This window comes from Rosenbergiella sp. YN46, assembly GCF_036620675.1.
GTDB lineage: Bacteria > Pseudomonadota > Gammaproteobacteria > Enterobacterales > Enterobacteriaceae > Jejubacter.
In genome coordinates, this window is sequence record NZ_JAZHEE010000005.1 from 109,594 (window position 1) to 125,280 (window position 15,687).

Sequence of the window (15,687 nt, forward strand, 5' to 3'; positions counted from 1 at the left end):
AGATTCAGGGATGCTGCCAACAACATTAAGATTTAAAAAGGATTCACCATGGAATTACGTTCACGATCCATTAAGCCCCGGCTGAGTGCACTACTGATGGGGGCCGCGCTGTTTGCCTGCGCACTTCCGGCGATGAGCGCCAGCGCCGCCGAACAGCTGTTGCGCAAACCGGTCGCCAAAGGCGCCTATGAGATGGCGTTCAGCGCCTCCGGACAGGCGATGTGGCTGGCGACCTCCCAGAGTCGTTCGCTTGATAAAGGCGGGATCGTCTATCGTCTGGATCCAGCCACGCTGGATATCACCCAGATTATCCATAATGACCTGAAGCCCTTCGGCGCCGCGATTAATAACGCAACCCATACCCTGTGGTTCGGTAATACCATCGACAGCGCCGTGACGGCTATCGACGCAAAAACGGGTCAAGTGAAAGGGCGCCTGGTGCTCGACCCCCGCAAGCGCAGCAAAGAGGTACGCCCGCTGGCGCCGCGTGAGCTGGCGGTAGATGAAGCGACAGACACTGTTTATGTCGGCGGTCTGGGGCCCCAGAGCGTGGTCTGGGTGGTGGACGGCGCCACGCTGAAGCTGCGCGCCACCATTGAAGGGCTGGGGAAAATGAACACCGGACTGGCGCTGGACAGCGCGGCACAGCGCCTGTACACCAGCAATGCCGACGGCGAGTTTATTACCATCGATACCGCCTCTAACAAGGTGCTGTCGCGCAACAAACTGCTGGACGATGGCCAGCCCCATATGTTCCTGAATATCAGCCTGGATAGCGCCGGGCATCGCGCCTTCGTCACCGACTCAAAAGCGAAAGGGCTGCTGGTGGTGGATACCCGCAGCGGTAAAGTAACCAATACCGTTGATGTACCGGAATCCCTGGCGGTGCTGTTTAATCCTCAGCGCAACGAAATCTACGTGACCCACCGTCAGGCGGGTAGCGTCAGCGTGATCGACGCCAAAACCCTGAAGGTGACTAAAACCATTCAGACTCCGACTCACCCGAACAGCCTGGCGCTTTCCCCCGATGGCAAAACGCTGTATGTCAGCGTGAAGCAGGCATCCAGCCGCCAGAAAGAGGCCAGCGCGCCGGATGATGTGATCCGTATCGCTCTGTAACAAAGCGATGTACAAACTCCTTACTCCGCAAGGGCGAGAAGATGCGGCGGACATGGGGAACACCAGAGTAAACCAGGGCGTATAGCGCCCTGGTCTCGCGGCGACGCCTTTCTCGATCTCATCCAGCGTTCGCTAGCAAAAATCGTCCGCCTCTTCGGGGTTCAGCATCGAACGTTTGTCAGACACGCCAAAGTAGCGATGGCCATCGGGCGGCGTTTTCCGTTGTTTCCCCAGGCAGCGGGTGACCGCAGCAGGTATTGCTCCACAAGCCGCCGCAATGATATTTAGCGGATGCGCGCCTGCGCTAACAGTTCACCCACGCTATTAAACACATATACCGTGATTGTCCGGTAAAACGCGCCTCGCCTGTGGGCTTCCTGCTTTTCCATCACCTCCACATTGTTATCATTCTCGTCCACCAAAATAACGACCATCGACACTCCTCGATTAACAGGCGATTTCTGCCGATACCTCAGTCCGGATAATCATTGGCCTCTGTCAAATAGTCAGCGACACGGCTGCGGTTTACGATCTACGCTTAGCGATTATCGGCAGATAGCGGGAGCGATGGATGAGATTAAGGTTAAGGGGGTATGGCCTGTGGGCGCTGTTTACGATCGTCGCAGCCGGAAACGGGCAGGCAGCGCAAACCGGGCCGCTGCCGGATCTGCAGATCCGGGTTCTGCTGTCACCGGATGCTCGTCAGACGCTGATGCAGGGGAAGGAGGGCATTACCGTTGCCGCCAGCTGGTATGGCGAGCCCAACGCCCGGCACCAGTCTGCCGCGGACGAATCTGGCCAGATCGATATGGGGCGCTCGGAGCTTAATCTGCCGTCCGAAGGCGGCACGGTGCGTTTTACGCCAGCCTCCATCAACCGCAAGCGGCTGGGCTGGCTTAAAGAGGGCGTGTGGGTAAATATCAACGTCTATTCGGCCCGCCGCCACTGGCCTGACAATATCCTCAACTGCGAGATAGCCGACGGCCCTCTGGCCGGGCTGGCGCGTAAGCCCGTGACGCTGCGCTGTTCGTTAAGCTCGCTGATGAGTTCATCCGTGTCCGATAGTCGCTGAACCACTCACCGCACGATCAGGTGAAGCGCAATCCAGCACCACATGCGCGTAGCATCAGCCGCTCCGTTATGCGATGAGACGAAATATTGCTATAAAGCAAAAGCATTCCGCCGGGGCCAGTCGGCCGTGGCGGCCGCGCCAAAGCCCTGACCCCGGAATTCGCCGAGGGTGACCAGACCGGGTTCAGCCCCCGTATGACTAAGGCGGGCAGCAAAAGCCAGTGAGGCGAGGTCGTTACCAGCCATAACAGCGCACCAGGGCGCCCATAAATCCGCCACACCAGTAAATCCCAGGTCACACAACCCTTGCGGCAGCCCGTCCTGAGCCCATTTTGTCGCCAGGCGTTGTCCTTCTTCGCTTTCACTGCTGACCAGCGTCGCGCGCGAAGAGTATGGATGATGATGGGGCAGGCGCCAGGTGATGCCGAGCGAATGCTCGCCATTTCCATATGCCTGCAATAGCGCTTCATACTCAGCAAGATGTTCAGATATCGCCGGGTGAACAAAATGCGCTTCGATCGCCGCAAATAAAGCAACTGGCTTATGTGACGCTGTCACAAATCATCGCTGCTACACTGACTTTGTTAGTGACAAAGTGGGAAACGAGCAATGATAACCCTGTACGGCACCCCAGGCCGGGGCCCGGCGACTGGCGAACTGATGTTGCTGCTGGCGGAGATGCCGTACCGCATTGAGGGTGTGAACCGTTCTGGTTTTCTTTTCTGCCACAAAACTTAGTGAAATTACTTTCGGGCATGCGTCATAATTCAGACATCTATTGCATACAGTAAAGCTCGCGATTTTACCCGACAAACGCACCCCGGGATAAGGGCGGGAGGCCAGACTGGTATGACCCGAACACAAAGACTTCTTGAATTACTCCAGATATTACGGGCTCACCGCTATCCGGTAACTGCGCTGACGCTTTCTGAAAAGTTAAAAGTAAGCGTGCGCACCGTTTACAGAGATATACAGACGCTTCAGCACCAGGGGGTATGTATTGAGGGTAGTGTCGGGATCGGATATGTTGTTAATTCCGATTATCATTTGCCTCCATTGGCATTCACGCCTCAGGAGATTAATGCTCTTGCACTCGGCCTTAACTGGGTGTGCAGCAACACGGACGCTGACTTTAAAAAAAACGCCAAAAAAGCCATTGCAAAAATACATGCAGTTATTCCTGATGAATTAAAGGAATATATTGAGCATCAGTCATACCTGACAGGCCCTGTTCAAAGAGAATCTTCGGGCTTTGATGATATATGTAAATCAATTAATGAAAGAAAAAAACTCAGTATAATATACTCTGATAAAAACGATGTCATATCTTCCCGCGTAATCTGGCCCGTTGCCCTTGTCTATATGGAGTCATGCTGGCTACTGGCAGGATGGTGCGAGATAAGAAATCAATTTCGCCACTTCAGAACCGACAGAATAAAAAAATCTCTATACTCAGCGTCACTTACCCGGAGGCCAGAGCTATCTTGTTGAAAAGATGGAGAGATAAAGAAGGTATCAGTCTGGACAAAGAGTACTGACAAAAATTGTCACAACCGTCATGTATGCTTCTGTAAAAGCACCAGGACTATTACCGGAGATGACATGAATTTTCATAACAAAGTTGCGTTAATAACGGGAAGCACCACTGGCATCGGTGAAGAGGTCGCAGGGCAACTACACCGACATGGAGCCTGTGTGATCATTGTGTCCAGATCGTTACATCAGGCCGAACAAAGTGCCAGGGCATTATCACCAGATGGCAAAACGGCGATTGGCATAGCATGTGATGTTTCAGACCCTGAACAAGTCAGCAAAATGGTTAATAATGCCGTAAATCATTTCGGCAGACTTGATTATGCAGTTAATAATGCAGGCACCACTGGCGAGCATAATAAAACAATAACGGAGCAGACAGTAGATAACTGGAATGCAGTTATATCCAATACGCTAAGCAGCGTCTTTTACTGTATGAAATATGAAATACCAGCGATATTAAAGTCAGGAGGCGGTTCAATAGTTAATTTATCGGCAGTAAATGGATTAACGGCTATTCCCGGGCTGGCGCCTTACACTGTCGCAAAGCATGGCATCATTGGTTTAACCAAAACCGCAGCGCTGGAATTCGCATGTAAAGGCGTACGGGTTAATGCGGTTGCACCTGGTTATGTCAGTACGCCCCGAATCAACGAACTGCCCGAAAGTATTATCAGCGCTTTCTCAAACAGCCATCCCATGAAAAGAATGGCAACCATGACCGAAGTGGCTGATTTTATTCTGTTCTTACTGTCAGAAAAATCAGGATTTTGTACTGGGGGCGTTTATCCTGTTGATGGTGGCTATCTGGCTGAATGAGTCAGCGGTTAGCTTTAGTGCCGGAATTTCCCGGGATTCCGGTACCGGCCCCTGTAAATATCGCATTTTACAGCTGCCCCCAATTGACCCGGATAAAAGCCCGTTAACAGACTTGCGGTTTACGCGAAAGCCGCCAGGCTACACTGAGTTTCTTTCACCGGAGAGTAACCATGATAACCCTGTACGGCGCCCCGGGCTGGGGATCGGCGATTTGCGAACTGATGCTGCGGCTGGCGGAGATGCCGTACCGCGTTGAGAATGTGGAAGGCTTTGATAAACCAGGCCCGCAGCGCGATCGGCTGCGCCAGCTCAATCCGCTGTGTCAGGTGCCAACCCTGGTTCTGGACGATGGCAAGGTAATGACCGAATCGGCCGCCATTGCTCTGATGATCCTCGACCACCGTCCGCAGCTGGCGCCGCCGCAGGGCACGCCTGAGCGTCTGCAGTTTCAGCGCCTGCTTATCTGGCTGGTCGCCAGCGTTTACCCCACCTTTACTTATGCCGACTATCCCCGGCGCTGGGCCCCGGATGCGGCGCAGCAGCTGGAGGAGAATATGGTTCGCCATCGTCAGTCGCTGCTGCTATGGCTGGAACAGCAGCTTAAAGCCGCGCCTTATGCGCTGGGGGCGCAGCTAACGCTGCTGGATTGCTACATCGTGGTCATGGAGCGCTGGGCGCCGGGGGTGAGCTGGTTTCGTCAGCATACCCCGAAATTCAGCGCGATCGCGGCCGCAGTACGACAGCGCCCGGAGCTGAAACAAGCGCTGGCGGCGAATGGTCTGCTTTAAGGCGTTTCAGGGGCTGTTGTAAAAACAGGGCAATGGAGATAACAGCAAGGTTTAATGGTCGGGACTCCTCCTGTGAAATGTACTGTGGCCGTTGACCATAAAGAGCGTCAATTTTTAGTGATACGCTGCATTTGCTGCCGACAAACATCCAGTACATGCTGTCGCAGCCAGCGATGGCCAGGGTCGGCATCCAGCCGGGGGTGCCACATTTGCGATATGGTGATTTCCTGAGTTTTTACCGGAAGCTCGAACATGCGCAATGCCGTCGTCGCCTCATTTTCATCACCGCTGATTCGGTTTATAAGAAAAGAAGAGGGGACGAGCGCAATCAAATCTGAGGCTACCGCCACGGCTATCGCGGCAGGAAAACTCGGTACCACGGCAGCAATTTTCCGTTCCAGTCCTGATTCAGCCAGGGCCTTGTCTATCGGGCCGCTGGCGAATCCATGACGGGAAGTAATGACGTGTTCAAATGAAGCATATTGCGCGGCGCTGATATTACCTTTCCGCTTCAGCAGGGGGTGACCTTTTCTCACCGCACCGACAAACCGGTCTCTGAACAGCGCCTGCAGGCGTATTTCCGGCCCCATTTCGCCTAAAACACCAATTTCTAGATCGGCCAGACCCGTGCGTAAATGTTTTGCGCTTTTTTCTTCTTTTGCCACAAAACAAAGGCGAACGAGGGGGGCTTTTACCGCCGCTGAGGTGATAAGCGTGCCACCGAAAGCCTCAACAAAACCTTCGTTCGCCCTGATAGTAAAGGTTCTTTCCAGTCTGGACAGGTCAAGCGATACCGCAGAGGGGCGGAGTATACCCAAAGCGGCAGAGACGGTGCGTTGGGTGCTTTCACGTATATTTTCGGCATAGGGCGTCAGCACCATCTGACGCCCGGCCCGAACCAGCAGGGGATCGCCCGTCGTTGCGCGAAGGCGAGTCAGGGTTCTGCTCATCGCTGAAGGGCTTAACCCCAGACGGCGCGCGGCGCGAGTAACATTGGCTTCAGTGATAAGCACATCAAGGGCTATGAGTAAATTCAGGTCGGGGTCAGCCATAACTTCAGATATCCCGTTTGGAAAAAGAGGTAAGGCGTTTGGTGCATAGTATAAATGCAAGCTATGCGTCTTCCGCATTATGTCTGTCAGGCATAGAGTTGTCCACGTACCGGATAGTCCCGGATATCGACGGTAATAACTTGCCTTACAGCGGTGAAATTGACCAGTTATCGCCGCCGCCATTGCGGTGCGACGGGACTTTTCGCAATGAATCCATATTGTCATGGACGCGCGCCGTTCGGCATCCGGGCGGCCTGCGCCCACAGAAGAGAGAGTTAACGATGAAAAATAGAGAGACGCAAAAAACTATCCTTATCATCGGCGCATCACGTGGGCTGGGCTATGCGATGGCTGCGGAATTTGTGACAAAGGGATGGCGCGTCATCGGCACCGTACGCGGGAAAGACAGAACGTTACTGCACCAGCTGGCGGATAAAAATCCAGAGCGCGTTGAGATTGAACAGCTTGAGGTCACTGATCCACAGCAGATCAAAGCGCTGCGGGAACGTTTATCTGACAAGGTGTTAGATATCCTCTTTCATAATGCCGGTATCGCTAACAAAAACCAGAGCGAGAGTATCGCAGAGGTATCGACCCGGGAATTCGAACAGGTCATGGTGACCAATGCGTTAAGCCCTATGCGCGTGATTGAATGCTTACAGGATCTGGTTTGTGCAACAGGCACCATTGGTGTTATGTCGTCAGGACAGGGCAGCGTGAGCAACAACAGAAACGGCGGACACGAGGTCTACCGTGGCTCCAAAGCTGCGCTGAACATGTACATGCGCAGTTATGCCGCTCGTCATGCCGGAGAATCACGTACTTTGCTGTTAATGGCGCCAGGCTGGGTCGCTACCGAGCTGGGCGGTGCTGAAGCGCCGCTAAGCATCGAGGAAAGCATTCCGAAAGTGGTGAAGGTGATGCTTTCACAGCAGGGGAAGCCGGGGCTGCAATATCTCGACCGTGAAGGGAAAACCGTGCCCTGGTGAAGCGGTGGAAGTCATGATTTTTCAGGATGAGGACAGATGATGAAGCTGATTGGTATTGAAGAGCATTTTTTGACCGGGGAAGTGTGTAGCGCCTGGAAAGCAGCGGGGCTGGATGCAAAAGATCCCAGTATTGCTTTTAATTCCGGCGTCATTAAGCGCCGGCTGTTTGATATCGCTGATGAGCGCCTTGCCCTGATGGATGAATCAGGTCTGGATATGCAGGTACTCTCCCTGACGTCACCGGCGCTTCACGGGCTGGGGCCAGCCAGCGTCAGTATGGCACAGCGAATCAATGACGGTATTGCGGAAGTGGTGGCAAGGTACCCGGATCGGTTTCAGGCGCTGGCAACCCTGCCGGTCTCCATGCCTGATGAAGCGGCTAATGAACTGGAGCGTTGTATAAAAAGCCTGGGCTTTAAAGGCGCACTGCTATGCAGCGGTGGCGCAGAACATTTAGACAGCCCCGGTTATTTCCCCATTCTTAGCTGCGCCGAAACCCTGAATGCGCCAGTATTAATTCATCCGGGGGCGCCAGATATCACCGTCAGAAACGCCTATTATTCAGGCTTCAGCCCGGAGGTAAATACGGCCTTCGCCACTTATGGTCTCGGCTGGCATTATGATGCGGGAATTCAATTTATCCGTCTGGTTTTGTCAGGCACATTTGATCGCCTTCCGGCGCTTCAGACGATCCTGGGGCATTGGGGTGAGCTGATATTATTTTATGCAGAACGCCTGGCGGCGATGGACAGAGTGGCAAACCTGAAATTACCCCTGGCATCGTACCTGCGGGAAAATCTCTATGTTACGGCGAGCGGTATGTTCTTTCCTCATTTCCTGGACAGGGCGGTTGCGATAGTGGGAACGGAACGAATCCTCTTTTCTACCGATTACCCTTTCCAATACCGCACCGGTAATGAGGCGAGGCAATTTCTGGAAACCTGTCACCTCAGTGAAAATGATAAAGCGGCCTTTGCCCACGGCAACTGGATGCGTCTGACCCGTGCCCGAAGTGCCGATTAACTGACAGCAGCCGCCTGTGTTATTGATGCGGTCAGCTGCATCAGAGTCCCCTGTTTACGCGTAGTACGTGAAGATTTGTGAACGCTAAAGGCTAACTTATCACGCCTGAGCCGCCCGCCGCTGCAGCACCGCCAGTAGGGTTCGTTCGGACTGATCCAGATAACTCGCCAGCATCTGCGCCGCCTCTTCATTTTTCCCGCTATTGAGCAGCGCTAACAGCGCGGCATTCTTTTCAATATAGGGGGCGTGTAGCATCTCCAGATCGTCCAGATGCCCGAAGGCCAGCCGCAGTTCGGCGGAAATATGCCGGTACAGGCGCACCAGCCTCGGGCTGTCTGAAAGTTCGACGATAGCGGTGTGGAACAGCATATTGGCGGTACCCACCGCGCTCCAGTCGCCGCGGGCGCCGTGTTCACGGGCCAGGGTAATTTGCTGCGCCATGCGCTCTACCGCCGGATGCAGCGGCCATGCCTGACGCAGCGCGTCGCACTCGATCAGCCGTCGGATACGGTAGATATCGATAATCGCCGCCATATCCGGCACGGCCACGCAAACGCCGCAGTTCGGCTCGTAGTGCAGTAATCCTTCCTGAGTCAGCAGACGAAAAACTTCACGCAGGGTATTGCGCGAAATCGCCAGCCGCTCGCTTAACGCAGCCTCTGACAGGCGGGCTCCCGGCGCCAGCTCGCCAGTAATAATCTTCTGGCGAATAATTTCGGCCGTCTTTTCACTCAGTACAGGGGCAGGCGAGCTTTTCTTCATGGCAGGTTGCATTCCCGGCAATCAACAGAGCGGCAATATTCACATATTTAGCCGGTCAGCGGCAAGGCACCCGAACTGTGCATCATATGCACCATTTAGGGGCAAAACTGCATTGCTATGCACAAAAACAGGGCATTGAGTTAATCAGCGAATCAAAAAACAGTGATCGTCTTCGCGATTTTGTTACTGCTCTCCCAAAAGGGTATTGCCGGTTTATTCGCCGCTACGTAGTTTATTGTTCAACAATGCAAACACATTAATTTAACAATTACAAAATTTGTTCCAACAATGGCCTGAAAATTGCCTGACAGACAAAGGGTTAACATCATAATGGGGAGTGACAGCATGGCAGCTCTGGAAGCGGAAAATAAAAAGACCTTCGTGCGTAAGCGCCGATCGTCGTTAATCGCAGCCATCTTCTTAATGGCGACATCGGCTATCGGGCCCGGGTTTATTACCCAAACGGCGACCTTCACCGCCACCATGGGGGCCGCCTTTGCCTTCGGGATTCTGGCCTCGATAGTCATCGATTACGTGGTACAGCAGAATATCTGGCGGGTGGTGACGCTCACCCGCAAGCGGGCGTCGGAGGTGGCCAATATCGCGCTACCGGGCAGCGGCTATCTGCTGTCGGTGTTGGTGGTGTTTGGCGGCCTGGTCTTTAATATCGGTAATATCGCCGGTGGCGGGTTGGGCCTGAATGCGCTGCTGGGGCTGGATCCTAAATGGGGGGGGCTGTTAAGCGCCGGCATTGCGATTTATATCTTCTCTTCGCGCCGGGCTGGCGTCGCCATTGACCGGATGATGGTGGTGCTGGGGCTGGTGATGATTGCGCTGACGCTTTACGTCGCTTTCGTTTCCCAGCCGCCGCTGGGCGAAGCGCTGCGCCAGAGCGTCATGCCCGACCATATCGATTTCGCCACCATCACCACTATCGTCGGCGGTACCGTCGGCGGCTATATCAGCTATGCGGGCGCCCATCGCCTGCTGGATAAAGGCGCCGTGGGGCCTGAGCACGTCCACGAAGTCTCATCGGCGGCCACCAAGGGCATTGTGGTGGTCGGCATTATGCGTTACATCCTGTTCCTGGCCATCCTTGGCGTGGTCGCCAGCGGCGTCACCCTGGACGTGGCGGGACACAGCGCCAATCCGGCATCCCAGGCATTTCAGCACGCGGCGGGCACTCTGGGGCTGCGTATCTTCGGCTGTATTCTGTGGGCGGCAGCCATTACCAGTGTGATTGGCGCGGCCTACACCTCGGTTTCGTTTCTGACCGTATTCCAACCGGGAATGACCGAGCGCCAGCGCAATATCGCGACCATCATCTTTATCGCCGTCTCGCTGGCGGTTTACCTGATGCTGGGCACCGCGCCGGCGGCGCTGCTGGTGTTTGCCGGCGGTTTTAACGGCCTGGTATTGCCCATCGGCTTAACGATTTTCCTGTGGGTAGGCTGGCGTCGCGCCGATCTGATGGACGGTTATCATTACCCGCGCTGGCTGCTGGGGCTGGGGCTGATTATCTGCCTGCTTACCTGGTATATGGGCGTGATGTCGGTTGGCGCGATCTTTAATTATCTGAATGTAGTCTGAGAGGGGAAAGCCGGATGAAAAGCATTGATTTAAACAGCGACCTGGGCGAAAGCTTTGGCCAGTGGAAAATGGGGGACGATGCGGCCATTCTACCTGTTGTCAGCAGCGCTAACGTCGCCTGCGGCTTTCACGCGGGTTCCCCCGCAGGCATTCTGGCGACCCTGGAGGCGGCGCGGCGCAATGGCGTGGCGGTGGGCGCCCACGTGGCCTATCCGGATCTGGTGGGGTTCGGTCGCCGGGCCATGGATATCGCCAGCGATGAGCTGACGGCGGACGTTATCTATCAGATTGGCGCGCTACAAGGGCTGGCGCGCGCCGCCGGAAGCGAAGTGAGCTATGTCAAACCCCATGGCGCGCTCTATAACACCATCGCCCACGACCAGCGCCAGGCCCTGGCGGTGATTGCCGCTATCAAAGCGCTGGACTCATCGCTGATTCTGGTGGCGCTGGCGGGCTCGCCGCTGGTCGAACTGGCCCGGGAACAGGGGCTTAAAGTGGTGGCGGAAGCCTTCGCCGATCGCGCCTATCACGCCGATGGTACTCTGGTGTCGCGCCGCGAAGTCGGCGCCGTACTGCACGATCCTGAGCAGGTGGCGCAGCGTATGCTGAGGCTGATTAACGAGGGCGGCGTCGAATCGGTGGAGGGGAAGTTCACCTGCATCGAAGCCGATTCTATCTGCGTACACGGCGACAGTCCGGGCGCCATCGCGATGGCGCGTCAGATTCGCACTACCCTGGAAAGCCACGGCATCGCCATTCGTCCTTTTAGCGGGGAGGCGCGTTCATGAATCCATATATCAAAGCCAGCGCAGAGGCTATCGCTCAGGCGCGCGCCGCACGTGAAACCATCCGTAACGGCTTCGATCGCCCCACGGCAGGCATGGCGCCCGGGATGACCCAGTGCAATATGATTTCGCTACCGCGGGACTGGGCCTTCGACTTTCTGCTGTACGCCCAGCGTAATCCGCGCAGTTGCCCGGTGCTCGACGTGTGCGAAGCGGGAAGCTTTAGCACCGTGCTGGCGGAAGGGGCTGATCTGCGTACCGACATTCCGCGTTATCGGGTCTGGCGCCAGGGAGAGCTGGCGGATGAAATCACCGATGCCAGCGCCATCTGGGCCGAACATCCGGATCTGGTGACTTTCCTGATTGGCTGTAGCTTTACCTTTGAAACGCCGATGCGCGAAGCGGGCATCGATATCCGCCATATTTCCGACAACTGTAACGTGCCGATGTACCGCACTAACCGTTTGTGCCGCCCGGCGGGACGGTTACAGGGGGAACTGGTGGTCTCGATGCGTCCTGTCGCAGCGCACCGGGTGCCGGACGCGGTCACCATCAGCGGCCGTTTCCCGGCGGTACACGGCGCGCCGGTTCAGGTTGGCGATCCAGACAGTCTGGGCATCGCCGATCTGATGCAGCCGGATTTTGGCGATCCGGTACGCATTGAAGAAGGAGAAGTACCGGTGTTCTGGGCCTGCGGCGTTACGCCTCAGGCGGCGGTAATGAAATCAGGCGTGCCGTTCGCCATCAGCCACGCGCCGGGCCACATGTTTATTACCGATGTGCCCGACAGCGCCTGGCAGGAGGGCTAAGTGCGTTTTTTACCCGTTAACAGCAACAGTTTTCTGGTGGAACTGGCGAGCCTGGAACAGACCCTGGCGCTACATGCCGCGCTGGAAGCGGCGGCGCTCAAGGGCGTGGAAGAAACCATTCCGGCGGCCCGTACTTTGCTGATTCGCTTTACGCCAGGAGAAACCACCGTCGGCGCGCTGAGACAGGCGATTGGCCGACTTTCCCTGGACACGAACTCCGGTGCGCAGGGGCCGGAGGTGACGATTCCGGTACGCTACCGCGGCGAGGATTTACCGCAAGCCGCGGAGTTGCTTGGCCTGAGCGTGCAACAGCTTATTGCCCGACACTGCGATTATGAGTGGCGGGTGGCTTTCACCGGCTTTGCGCCAGGCTTTGCCTATATGGTTTCCGACGCCGGTTTTAACGTACCGCGGCGCGCCACGCCCCGAACCCGCATTCCGGCAGGCTCGGTGGCGCTGGCCGGGGAGTTCAGCGGTATCTATCCCCAGGCGAGTCCCGGAGGCTGGCAGCTAATTGGCGACACCCCGCTCAGCATGTGGGATCTGAACCGCGAGCGTCCGGCGCTGTTAACGCCGGGCGCCCGGGTACGTTTTGTGGATGCATCCCGCCAGGGCGCTACGGTTTCTGTGGCGGCGGCGGTAACCTCTGGCGAACCGGCGCAAAGTAACGCGCCGCCGGCCTTTGAGATACTCGCCACCGGTTTGCAGGCGCTGTATCAGGATGAGGGGCGGGCAGGCCAGGCCCGACTGGGCATTTCGCCATCCGGCGCCCTCGATCGCGGGGCGCTACGCCGGGCGAATCGCCTGGTGGGCAACCCCTGGGGATGCGCCTGTATCGAAATTACGCAGGGCGGTTTTCGCGCCAGGGCGCTGAGTGCCCTGGTGGTGGCCGTTACCGGCGCACCCTGTCCGGTGGAGATTCGCAGCGCGGACGGCCAGCGCTATCAGGCGGATGCTGAACAGGCGCTGGCGCTGGAAGAGGGGGAAGAGATTCGCCTGGCAGCGCCCGCCAGCGGCGTTCGCAGCTATCTGGCATTGCGCGGCGGCTTTGCCGTTGAGCCGGTGCTGCGCAGTCGCGCCTTCGATACTCTGGCCCGGGTCGGGCCGCCGCCGCTCAAACCCGGAGAGCGGCTACGCAGCGCCGGTCTGCCGTGCCGGGCAGTAGAGCAGGCGGAAACCGGCGACGTCGTATCGCTACCGGCAATAGGTGACGTTGTCACTCTTGATTTTATTCCCGGCCCGCGCAGCGACTGGTTTACCGCCCGCTCTCAGGCGCGCCTGACCGAGCAGAGCTGGCAGGTGACCGCCCAGTCGAACCGTATCGGCCTGCGCCTGGCAGGTGCTCAGCCGCTGGAGCGCAGCATCACCCAGGAACTGCCCAGCGAGGGGGTATGCAGCGGCGCCATTCAGGTTCCCGCCAGCGGCCAGCCGGTGCTGTTTCTGAACGACCGCCCCCTGACCGGCGGTTATCCGGTTATCGGCGCCGTTGCCGACTATCACCTCGATCTTGCCGGGCAGATCCCGCCCGGCGCCATCATTCGCTTCCGGGCTATTGCACCTTTTCAGGAACCAGAGGGAAACCATGACTGAGCAACGTCATAAAGTGTTAATCGCTAACCGCGGTGAAATCGCGGTTCGTATTATTCGCGCCTGCCGGGACTACGGCGTGGCGTCGGTGGCGGTCTACGCCGATCCGGACGCCGATGCGCTGCACGTCAGAATGGCCGACGAAGCCTGGGCCCTTACCGGCAGCAGCGCTACGGAAAGCTATCTTAACGTCGAGAAGCTGCTGAAGGTGGCGCGTCGCAGCGGCGCTACCATGGTGCATCCCGGCTACGGCTTCCTTTCCGAGCGCGCCGATTTTGCCCGGGCGGTTATTGATGCAGGACTTATCTGGATCGGCCCAAATCCGCAGACGATTGAACAACTGGGCGATAAAGTACAGGCCCGTAAAATTGCGCTTCAGGCCGGGGCGCCGCTGGTGAAGGGAACCACCGATCCGGTGACTGATGCCGGTGAAGTGGAAGCCTTCGCCCGGGAACATGGGCTGCCGGTGGCGATTAAGGCTGCCTTTGGCGGCGGGGGACGCGGTCTGAAAGTGGCCTGGCGACTCGAAGAGGTCGCGGAACTTTATCATTCTGCGGTACGTGAAGCCGAAGCGGCCTTTGGCCGCGGCGAATGTTTTGTCGAGCAGTACCTGGACCGCCCCCGTCATATCGAAGCCCAGATTATCGCTGACAGCCACGGCCAGGTACTGGTGCTGGGCACCCGCGACTGTTCGCTACAGCGCCGTAATCAGAAACTGGTTGAAGAGGCGCCGGCGCCGTTTATCAGTGAAGAGCAGCGCGAGCGCATTCACGCTGCGGCCCGGGATATCTGCCGTCAGGCGGGTTACGTGGGGGCCGGTACCGTCGAATTCCTGCTCAGTCGCGACGGTCGTATCTCGTTCCTTGAGGTGAATACCCGACTTCAGGTGGAACACCCGGTGACGGAAGAGACTACCGGCGTCGACCTGGTGATTGAACAGTTGCGGGTGGCCGAAGGGCTGCCCCTGAGCCTGACGCAAACGCCAGTGCCGCGCGGCCACGCCATTGAGTTTCGTATTAACGCGGAGGATCCCGGACGCGGTTTCCTGCCGGTGCCCGGTACTATCACCCGCTTTGCGCCGCCTTGCGGGCCAGGCATTCGTCTGGACAGCGGCGTGGAGAGTGGTTCCACCATTCCAGGTCACTATGATTCGCTGATGGCTAAGCTTATCGTCACCGGCGCCACCCGTGAACAGGCGATTGCCCGGGCTCGCAGGGCGCTGGCGGAATTTACCATCGAAGGCGTTGCTTCGGTACTGCCGTTCCACAGGGCTGTGCTGGCGGCTGATGACTTTGTGGATGATTTCAAGGTGCATACCCGCTGGATTGAAACCGATTTCGCGGACAGGCTGGAAACGCAGGTACGTCCGTTCCCCGTCCAGGAACAGCCGCTGACCCGTACCTGGATCGAAGTGGACGGCCGTCGACTGCAGCTGGGCCTGCCCGCCGGACTGCTGGCGGCGACGCCATCAGCTCAGGCGGTGCCTGCGCAGGACGCGCCTCAGACCGCGGATAACCAGGTGAGCGCCCCGGTGGCGGGCGTGTTGCACAGTTGGGTGGCGCAAGAAGGCCAGCAGGTGGCGCAAGGCGAAACGATCGCCATTATGGAGGCCATGAAGATGGAAGTTTCAGTGGTGGCTCCCTGTACCGGAAAGCTACAGCAAGGCGCCCGCCCGGGAGAGGTTCTGGCGGCAGAGGCCGCGCTGGGGATGATTCGCTAATCTCCGGAACTTAGTGCGATCGGGCGGCTTTCGCCTTCAT

General features: G+C 57.3%; 15 protein-coding genes and 1 pseudogene. 12 read left to right on the forward strand and 4 right to left on the reverse strand.

Annotated features, from left to right (window positions below; all coding sequences use genetic code 11):
* Window positions 1–48 precede the first annotated feature (48 nt).
* On the forward strand, window positions 49–1,119 hold the full coding sequence (gene yncE / locus V3W49_RS06685; protein WP_500144489.1) for a 7-bladed beta-propeller protein YncE: 1,071 nt from the start codon (window positions 49–51) through the stop codon (window positions 1,117–1,119).
* A 54-nt stretch (window positions 1,120–1,173) separates the two neighbouring features.
* Here the strand turns inward: yncE and V3W49_RS06690 are convergent.
* Window positions 1,174–1,553: pseudogene (locus V3W49_RS06690) on the reverse strand (isopentenyl-diphosphate Delta-isomerase); the annotation flags it as partial.
* Window positions 1,554–1,690: 137 nt separating this feature from the next.
* Between V3W49_RS06690 and V3W49_RS06695 the strand changes: the two are divergent.
* Window positions 1,691–2,191: a hypothetical protein gene (locus V3W49_RS06695; protein ID WP_500144490.1), complete on the forward strand. Its 501-nt coding sequence runs from the start codon at window positions 1,691–1,693 to the stop codon at window positions 2,189–2,191.
* 89 nt (window positions 2,192–2,280) lie between these two features.
* On the opposite strand, the gene V3W49_RS06700 is transcribed toward V3W49_RS06695, so the two are convergent.
* Window positions 2,281–2,748 carry a hypothetical protein gene (locus V3W49_RS06700; RefSeq protein ID WP_500144491.1) on the reverse strand — a complete coding sequence of 156 codons (468 nt, stop codon included), beginning with the start codon at window positions 2,746–2,748 and terminating at the stop codon, window positions 2,281–2,283.
* A 291-nt stretch (window positions 2,749–3,039) separates the two neighbouring features.
* Between V3W49_RS06700 and V3W49_RS06705 the strand changes: the two genes are divergently transcribed.
* The 3 genes from V3W49_RS06705 (at window position 3,040) to V3W49_RS06715 (ending at window position 5,330) form a co-directional block, all read left to right on the forward strand.
* Entirely contained in the window at window positions 3,040–3,681 is a 642-nt protein-coding gene (locus V3W49_RS06705) for a helix-turn-helix transcriptional regulator (protein WP_500144492.1), read from the forward strand.
* A 111-nt stretch (window positions 3,682–3,792) separates the two neighbouring features.
* The gene (locus tag V3W49_RS06710; protein ID WP_500144493.1) at window positions 3,793–4,542 is read left to right on the forward strand and encodes an SDR family NAD(P)-dependent oxidoreductase; all 750 of its coding nucleotides are present in this window, start codon (window positions 3,793–3,795) and stop codon (window positions 4,540–4,542) included.
* Between the two features lie 170 nt (window positions 4,543–4,712).
* Complete coding sequence (locus V3W49_RS06715) at window positions 4,713–5,330, forward strand: glutathione S-transferase family protein (RefSeq protein WP_500144495.1); 618 nt, start codon at window positions 4,713–4,715, stop codon at window positions 5,328–5,330.
* Between the two features lie 107 nt (window positions 5,331–5,437).
* Here V3W49_RS06715 and V3W49_RS06720 read toward each other — a convergent pair whose 3' ends face one another.
* The gene (locus V3W49_RS06720) at window positions 5,438–6,382 is read right to left on the reverse strand and encodes a LysR family transcriptional regulator (protein ID WP_500144496.1); all 945 of its coding nucleotides are present in this window, start codon (window positions 6,380–6,382) and stop codon (window positions 5,438–5,440) included.
* A 281-nt stretch (window positions 6,383–6,663) separates the two neighbouring features.
* Here V3W49_RS06720 and V3W49_RS06725 point away from each other — a divergent pair, with 281 nt between their 5' ends.
* Both V3W49_RS06725 and V3W49_RS06730 read left to right on the forward strand, forming a co-directional pair.
* On the forward strand, window positions 6,664–7,371 hold the full coding sequence (locus tag V3W49_RS06725; protein WP_500144498.1) for an SDR family NAD(P)-dependent oxidoreductase: 708 nt from the start codon (window positions 6,664–6,666) through the stop codon (window positions 7,369–7,371).
* 36 nt (window positions 7,372–7,407) lie between these two features.
* Window positions 7,408–8,394 carry an amidohydrolase family protein gene (locus V3W49_RS06730; RefSeq protein ID WP_500144499.1) on the forward strand — a complete coding sequence of 329 codons (987 nt, stop codon included), beginning with the start codon at window positions 7,408–7,410 and terminating at the stop codon, window positions 8,392–8,394.
* A 99-nt stretch (window positions 8,395–8,493) separates the two neighbouring features.
* Here V3W49_RS06730 and V3W49_RS06735 read toward each other — a convergent pair whose 3' ends face one another.
* The gene (locus V3W49_RS06735) at window positions 8,494–9,156 is read right to left on the reverse strand and encodes a GntR family transcriptional regulator (RefSeq protein WP_500144501.1); all 663 of its coding nucleotides are present in this window, start codon (window positions 9,154–9,156) and stop codon (window positions 8,494–8,496) included.
* A 345-nt stretch (window positions 9,157–9,501) separates the two neighbouring features.
* Here V3W49_RS06735 and V3W49_RS06740 point away from each other — a divergent pair, with 345 nt between their 5' ends.
* From V3W49_RS06740 to V3W49_RS06760, 5 genes are read left to right on the forward strand one after another with little or no spacing between them, the layout of a single operon-like run.
* Window positions 9,502–10,746: an NRAMP family divalent metal transporter gene (locus V3W49_RS06740; protein ID WP_500144502.1), complete on the forward strand. Its 1,245-nt coding sequence runs from the start codon at window positions 9,502–9,504 to the stop codon at window positions 10,744–10,746.
* A gap of 14 nt (window positions 10,747–10,760) precedes the next feature.
* Window positions 10,761–11,534, forward strand: a complete 774-nt coding sequence (locus tag V3W49_RS06745; protein WP_500144504.1) for a LamB/YcsF family protein — start codon at window positions 10,761–10,763, stop codon at window positions 11,532–11,534.
* Window positions 11,531–12,340 carry a putative hydro-lyase gene (locus tag V3W49_RS06750; RefSeq protein ID WP_500144505.1) on the forward strand — a complete coding sequence of 270 codons (810 nt, stop codon included), beginning with the start codon at window positions 11,531–11,533 and terminating at the stop codon, window positions 12,338–12,340. Before V3W49_RS06745 ends, V3W49_RS06750 begins: the two co-directional genes overlap by 4 nt.
* Window positions 12,341–13,930, forward strand: a complete 1,590-nt coding sequence (locus V3W49_RS06755) for a 5-oxoprolinase subunit B/C family protein (protein WP_500144506.1) — start codon at window positions 12,341–12,343, stop codon at window positions 13,928–13,930. It begins immediately after the preceding gene.
* Complete coding sequence (locus V3W49_RS06760) at window positions 13,923–15,647, forward strand: acetyl/propionyl/methylcrotonyl-CoA carboxylase subunit alpha (RefSeq protein WP_500144507.1); 1,725 nt, start codon at window positions 13,923–13,925, stop codon at window positions 15,645–15,647. The genes V3W49_RS06755 and V3W49_RS06760 overlap by 8 nt, the downstream gene beginning before the upstream one ends.
* Window positions 15,648–15,687: the final 40 nt, after the last annotated feature.

Coding starts and splice junctions, on each gene's coding strand:
- yncE (WP_500144489.1), top strand. CDS start 49: ATGGAATTACGTTCACGATCCATTAAGCCCCGGCTGAGTGCACTACTG.
- V3W49_RS06695 (WP_500144490.1), top strand. CDS start 1,691: ATGAGATTAAGGTTAAGGGGGTATGGCCTGTGGGCGCTGTTTACGATC.
- V3W49_RS06705 (WP_500144492.1), top strand. CDS start 3,040: ATGACCCGAACACAAAGACTTCTTGAATTACTCCAGATATTACGGGCT.
- V3W49_RS06710 (WP_500144493.1), top strand. CDS start 3,793: ATGAATTTTCATAACAAAGTTGCGTTAATAACGGGAAGCACCACTGGC.
- V3W49_RS06715 (WP_500144495.1), top strand. CDS start 4,713: ATGATAACCCTGTACGGCGCCCCGGGCTGGGGATCGGCGATTTGCGAA.
- V3W49_RS06720 (WP_500144496.1), bottom strand. CDS start 6,382: ATGGCTGACCCCGACCTGAATTTACTCATAGCCCTTGATGTGCTTATC.
- V3W49_RS06725 (WP_500144498.1), top strand. CDS start 6,664: ATGAAAAATAGAGAGACGCAAAAAACTATCCTTATCATCGGCGCATCA.
- V3W49_RS06730 (WP_500144499.1), top strand. CDS start 7,408: ATGATGAAGCTGATTGGTATTGAAGAGCATTTTTTGACCGGGGAAGTG.
- V3W49_RS06735 (WP_500144501.1), bottom strand. CDS start 9,156: ATGAAGAAAAGCTCGCCTGCCCCTGTACTGAGTGAAAAGACGGCCGAA.
- V3W49_RS06740 (WP_500144502.1), top strand. CDS start 9,502: ATGGCAGCTCTGGAAGCGGAAAATAAAAAGACCTTCGTGCGTAAGCGC.
- V3W49_RS06745 (WP_500144504.1), top strand. CDS start 10,761: ATGAAAAGCATTGATTTAAACAGCGACCTGGGCGAAAGCTTTGGCCAG.
- V3W49_RS06750 (WP_500144505.1), top strand. CDS start 11,531: ATGAATCCATATATCAAAGCCAGCGCAGAGGCTATCGCTCAGGCGCGC.
- V3W49_RS06760 (WP_500144507.1), top strand. CDS start 13,923: ATGACTGAGCAACGTCATAAAGTGTTAATCGCTAACCGCGGTGAAATC.